This is a genomic window from Streptomyces sp. NPDC101227, from assembly GCF_044767545.1.
In the GTDB taxonomy this organism is placed as follows: domain Bacteria; phylum Actinomycetota; class Actinomycetes; order Streptomycetales; family Streptomycetaceae; genus Streptomyces.
In genome coordinates this window covers 1-1,122 of the sequence record NZ_JBIWOD010000045.1, presented here as the reverse complement: position 1 = coordinate 1,122, position 1,122 = coordinate 1, and the positions used below count along the sequence as shown (strand labels likewise).

Sequence of the window (1,122 nt, the reverse complement as noted above, 5' to 3'; positions counted from 1 at the left end):
CGGTGATCGCGCGCCTGGAGCAGGTGATGGCGGCGCGTGATGCGCAGGTGAAGGCGGCGATGGCGGACTTCGCGGCGGATGGTGTCGCGGAGGAGTACCACGGCAAGGAACTGCGCTGGAACCGTGCGTCGCAGGAGGTCAAGAGCATCATCCAGCTGCTGAAGACGACGCTGGAGAAGAACGACTCGACCGCGCATCAGACGCTTGCGCGCGCGAAGGCCGCGGTCGACAACATCGGCTGAACCCACCCCGGCACCTCCGCAGGAGAAGCGCTCCTTCGGAGTGCGCCAAAGGGGGTGCCGGCCAGGGGGAAGGCGCTGCGCGGGTCGCGGCGCCGGTGCAAGAGATGGGCACGCAGGGGGAGCGTTCATGACGTCGTGGGACATTCAGCCGCAGGGAGTGCAGGGCCAGTTGAAGGTCGTCTGCACGCATGCCGAGGATCTGGGGGAGGTCCTCAACACACTGCTCTCCGACATGCAGGAGGCGGCTCAGACGGCGGGTACGGCCGTACCGGGCACGCAGGCCCGAACGCCGGTGTCGCCCGGGCCGTGGGCGCCGAGGAGCAAGCCGTTGGGTCCGGCGGCCACCTCCCTGTTGACGCATGCGGCGTCGGGCCCGGTCGCCGCGGCCCTGGTCGCGTACGTCAAGCACCGCAATAAGGACATGAAAGCGATGGCCGATCGCTGCCAGGCCGCCGTCCTGGGCGCAGCCAAAGCCACCAATGAGTACGTCCAGGGCGATCTGGAGGCGGCCAAGAACGCCCAGAGCGCCGCCCGTCACGTGCGGCTGGATGCTCTCAAGGACTTCGGGGGGAAGAAGAAGTGAGCGGGGGGCCGGTCGATCCGGCAGATGTACCGGTCTTCACCGGCGATCTGGACGTTCTGGAAGCCAAGGCGAAGGCGCTGTCCCGCGGCGGCTCCAAGGTCCAAACCGCTGGCTCGGACGTCCACAAGTCCTTCGGCCAACTGGCCGCCTTCTACAAAGCGCCCGAGGCGGAGCAGCTGTTCGGCGTCACCAAACCGGTGGAGCGCACGGCACACGACCTCAGTGACGACATGCACGTCATCGCCAAGGCTCTGGGCACCTACGCCAATGAGATCAGGCCGCTGATCCACCGGCTGA

At 67.6% G+C, this 1,122-nt stretch carries 2 protein-coding genes and 1 pseudogene; all 3 read left to right on the top strand.

Annotated features, from left to right (window positions below; genetic code table 11):
* The first annotated feature begins 2 nt into the window (after positions 1 to 2).
* Positions 3 to 242: a pore-forming ESAT-6 family protein gene (locus ACIRPT_RS40935; RefSeq protein WP_403836979.1), complete on the top strand. Its 240-nt coding sequence runs from the start codon at positions 3 to 5 to the stop codon at positions 240 to 242.
* Positions 243 to 369: 127 nt separating this feature from the next.
* On the top strand, positions 370 to 825 hold the full coding sequence (locus tag ACIRPT_RS40930) for a DUF6507 family protein (RefSeq protein ID WP_403836977.1): 456 nt from the start codon (positions 370 to 372) through the stop codon (positions 823 to 825).
* A pseudogene (locus tag ACIRPT_RS40925) lies at positions 822 to 1,122 on the top strand (hypothetical protein); the annotation flags it as partial. The gene ACIRPT_RS40930 and the pseudogene ACIRPT_RS40925, both read left to right, overlap by 4 nt.

Coding starts and splice junctions, on each gene's coding strand:
- ACIRPT_RS40930 (WP_403836977.1), top strand. CDS start 370: ATGACGTCGTGGGACATTCAGCCGCAGGGAGTGCAGGGCCAGTTGAAG.